At 71.9% G+C, this 3,398-nt stretch carries 3 protein-coding genes; 1 reads left to right on the top strand and 2 read right to left on the bottom strand.

Annotation, left to right across the window (positions count from 1 at the left end; genetic code table 11):
* The first annotated feature begins 192 nt into the window (after positions 1-192).
* Positions 193-1,398 (top strand): ABC transporter substrate-binding protein, encoded by a 1,206-nt coding sequence (locus ND748_RS28515; protein ID WP_251749282.1) that lies wholly within the window; start codon positions 193-195, stop codon positions 1,396-1,398.
* Between the two features lie 676 nt (positions 1,399-2,074).
* Here the strand turns inward: ND748_RS28515 and ND748_RS28510 are convergent.
* Both ND748_RS28510 and ND748_RS28505 read right to left on the bottom strand, forming a co-directional pair.
* Positions 2,075-2,485, bottom strand: a complete 411-nt coding sequence (locus ND748_RS28510; protein ID WP_251749281.1) for an arsenate reductase ArsC — start codon at positions 2,483-2,485, stop codon at positions 2,075-2,077.
* On the bottom strand, positions 2,482-3,180 hold the full coding sequence (locus ND748_RS28505; RefSeq protein ID WP_285902839.1) for an MIP/aquaporin family protein: 699 nt from the start codon (positions 3,178-3,180) through the stop codon (positions 2,482-2,484). Before ND748_RS28505 ends, ND748_RS28510 begins: the two co-directional genes overlap by 4 nt.
* Positions 3,181-3,398 lie beyond the last annotated feature (218 nt).

The raw sequence follows: 3,398 nt of genomic DNA, 5'->3' as shown, positions 1-3,398 counted from the left end.
ATCGGCGGCTGACCACGTCGCGACCGACTGCGGCGCCCGCGGCGCCCGCGGACCGACCGCGCTGCCGTCCGCGGCATCCCTTTTTTCTCCCCTCATGCCGATGGCGTGGGGGGAGGCGCTGGATACGACAACCCGTTGAAGAAGAAGGGCACCTGTGTGAAGCGCCAGATATTACGACCGGCTGTGTGTCTCGTGGCACTGGTCCTCGCGGTCGCCGCGTGCGGCAGCTCCGGCAGCTCCGGGGGCAGCTCGGGCGGCGGTTCCGGGGGCGGCGCCTCGGCGGCCCCGGCGGCACCGAAGTCGCCGGCACCGACCGGCAGCCCGCTGGTCATCGGCACGGTGGGCCAGTTCAGCGGCTTCGCCGGCGTGATCTCCAAGGCGACGGCGGACGCCGTGCAGGCCTGGGCGCAGTGGACCAACGACCGGGGTGGCATCAACGGGCACCCGATCAAGGTCGTCGTCCGCGACGACGCCAACGACCCGGCCAAGTCGCTGGCCGCCGTCAAGGGCATGGTCGAGAACGATAAGATCATCGCGCTCGTCGGCACGCACGAGTCCGGGCTGGAGTCGGCCTGGAAGGACTACGTCGACGCGAAGAAGATTCCGGTGATCGGCGGATCCGCCACCGCGGCGCTGTGGCTGACCGACCCGAACTTCTTCCCGACCTCGGACACCGCCGTCAACTACGTCGTCTCCGAGGTGAACGCCGCCAAGATCGCCGGCAAGAAGAAGCTCGGCATGGTCGTCTGCGCCGAGCTGCCCGCCTGCGCGCAGGGACTCACCCTTGCCGGCGGCATCGCCACGAAGCTGGGCCTGCAGTTCGCCGCCGGCCTGGCGATCTCGTCGTCGTCGCCGAACTACACCTCCCAGTGCCTCAACATGCGCTCGGCCGGGGTGGAATCGATCATCCTCAACAGCTCGGGTGAGGTCAGCGAGCGCTTCGTCGCCGACTGCGCGAAGCAGAACTACCGGCCGCAGCTGATCTCGCCGGGGCAGAGCTTCCTCGACAAGCTGCTGGACAACGCCAACTACAACGGCGCGTACATCGCGAACGACTCGTTCAACTGGTTCGGTGACGCCCCGGGAACGGAGGACTTCCTGCAGGCGATGAAGTCCTACAAGTCGAGCACCCCGCTGAACGCCAGCGCCAGCGCCGGCTGGGCCGCGGGCGTCATGTTCGGCAAGGCGGCCGCGAAGATCGGGCCCAGCCCGACCTCCGCCGACCTCTACACCGGGCTCTACGCCCAGCCGGCGAAGAACACCCTCGGCGGCCTGATCCCGCCGACCACCTACACCAAGGACAAGCCGGCGGTCTCCGTCCCGTGCGGCTGGTACGGCGTGATCAAGAACGGCAAGCTCACCGCTCCCCACGGCGCGAACGCCATCTGCGTCGAGTAGCGGCCGCGCCAAGCGGGGCCGTGTCGAGTAAGGGCCGCGTCGAGTAGCGGCCGGCCCCGTGCCGGTCGCGTCGGGTGGCGGTCGGCATCGGGTGGCGGTCGGCATCGGGTGGCGGTCGGCGTCGAGTGGCGGCACGGCAACGAGCCCGTGCCGGCGGGAATGCCCGTCGGCACGGGCTCGTGCCCGCCAGCCCCCTCTTGGTGGTGCGCGTCGGACGCTGCATAGTCGTCATGTCAGATTTGTGCCGCTCCGCGGATGGGACCGAGGGACGTCGGCTCGCTTCGCCGGCCGCGGGAGGCGGCGGTGCCCGGCCTGCTCACCGGCCGAGGCATGGGAGTGGTAGGTGCAATCGCGCTGGCGTGCTGGATACCCCGGCGGGCCCGGCTGCCGAGGGTGACGGCGTCGGCAGGAATGTGAGGTGAGCCGGCGCCGCTCGGCAGGCGGTGACGGATCTGTTAGAAATGGAAGGGGTCGGTGGCTAATCGGCCCGCGGGCCGCGGCTGCCATCCGGGTACAGAGCCGCGGCCCGCTCATCGCTTGTCGCTCGACCACGGTCAGGTCGCGGCTCGGTCGGGCCGAGGCAGGTCAGGTCAGGTCGTGGCTCGGCCACGGTCAGGTGGCGGCTCGGTCGGGTCGTGCCTCGGTCGGGTCGTGCCTCGGCCAGGTGGTGCCTCGGTCAGGTGGCGGCGGGGAGCAGCTCGGCGAGGAGCCGGTCGACGCGGGCGCGGATCTCGTCGCGGATGGGGCGGACGGCGTCGATGCCCTGGCCGGCGGGATCGTCGAGCTGCCAGTCCTCGTAGCGCTTGCCCGGGAAGATCGGGCAGGCGTCGCCACAACCCATGGTGATGACGACGTCGGAGGATTCGACCGCGTCGACGGTGAGGATCTTCGGAGCCTGGTCGGTGAGGTCGATGCCGACCTCGGCCATGGCGGCGATGGCGGCGGGGTTGATCTGCGCGGCGGGCGCGGAGCCGGCCGAGCGGACCTCGACGCGGTCGCCGGCGAGGTGGGTGAGCCAGCCGGCGGCCATCTGGGACCGGCCGGCGTTGTGGACGCAGACGAACAGCACCGACGGTTTCGCGGTCATCGAGGTGTGCTCCTTTCCCGGGAGGGGTGGGTCGCGTCGGCCGCCCGACGTGGGTCGCTCACGAGGCGTCCCGCTGCGGCCGTGGGCGGGTAGAACAGCCGGACCAGCCCGCAGCCGACTGCCCCGCCGACGGCCTGCGCGGCGATGAACGCCGGAGCGGAGGCGGGGGCGATCCCGGCGAAGCTGTCGGAGAACATCCGTCCGACGGTGATCGCGGGGTTCGCGAAACTCGTCGAGCTGGTGAACCAGTAGGCCGCGCCGATGTAGGCGCCGACCGCCGCGGGGGCCCGCTCGGCCCGTCCCGACCGGGCCAGCGCGAAGATCAGCAGGATGAGTCCGGCGGTGGCGACGACCTCGGCGAGCAGGTGCGCTCCGGACGCGCGGTGGTGCGTCGCGACCGAAAGGGCCGACCGGTCGAACATCAGGTTCGCCAGCACCGCCCCACCGATGCAGCCGGCGACCTGCGCGGGCAGGTAGGCGGCGGCGTCCCGCCACGACAGACCGCCGAACGCGGCGTCGACCAGGCTGACAACCGGGTTGAAGTGCGCCCCGGACACCGGGCCGACCATGAGGATGACGGCGAACAGGCCGGCGGCGGTCGCCGCGGCGTTCTCCAGCAGCTCCAACCCGACCTGGCCGGGGCTGAGCTGGACCGCGGCGATCCCCGAGCCGACGACCACTCCGGTGAGCAGCATGCTGCCCACCGCCTCCGCGGCCAGCCGCCGCCCCAACGCCGGCCGGCCACCCGGCTCGATGTTCGCCACAGGGTTCAGCGGGTCCCGGCGGGCGCCGGCTCGATGGCGGCGTCGACAGCGCCATCGACAGCGCCCTCGACGGTGGCGGTGGCGGTGGCGATGACGGCGGTGGTGCGGGTGGCGGCGATGGTGCCGGTGGCCGGGCCGCAGTCCACCCC

This window comes from Frankia sp. AiPs1, from assembly GCF_023716945.1.
In the GTDB taxonomy this organism is placed as follows: domain Bacteria; phylum Actinomycetota; class Actinomycetes; order Frankiales; family Frankiaceae; genus Frankia.
This window is presented reverse-complemented; position numbering and strand designations above follow the sequence as displayed.

Excerpts from the sequence above, each read along its gene's own strand:
- ND748_RS28505 (WP_285902839.1), bottom strand. The coding sequence starts at position 3,180 with ATGCTGCTCACCGGAGTGGTCGTCGGCTCGGGGATCGCCGCGGTCCAG.
- ND748_RS28510 (WP_251749281.1), bottom strand. The coding sequence starts at position 2,485 with ATGACCGCGAAACCGTCGGTGCTGTTCGTCTGCGTCCACAACGCCGGC.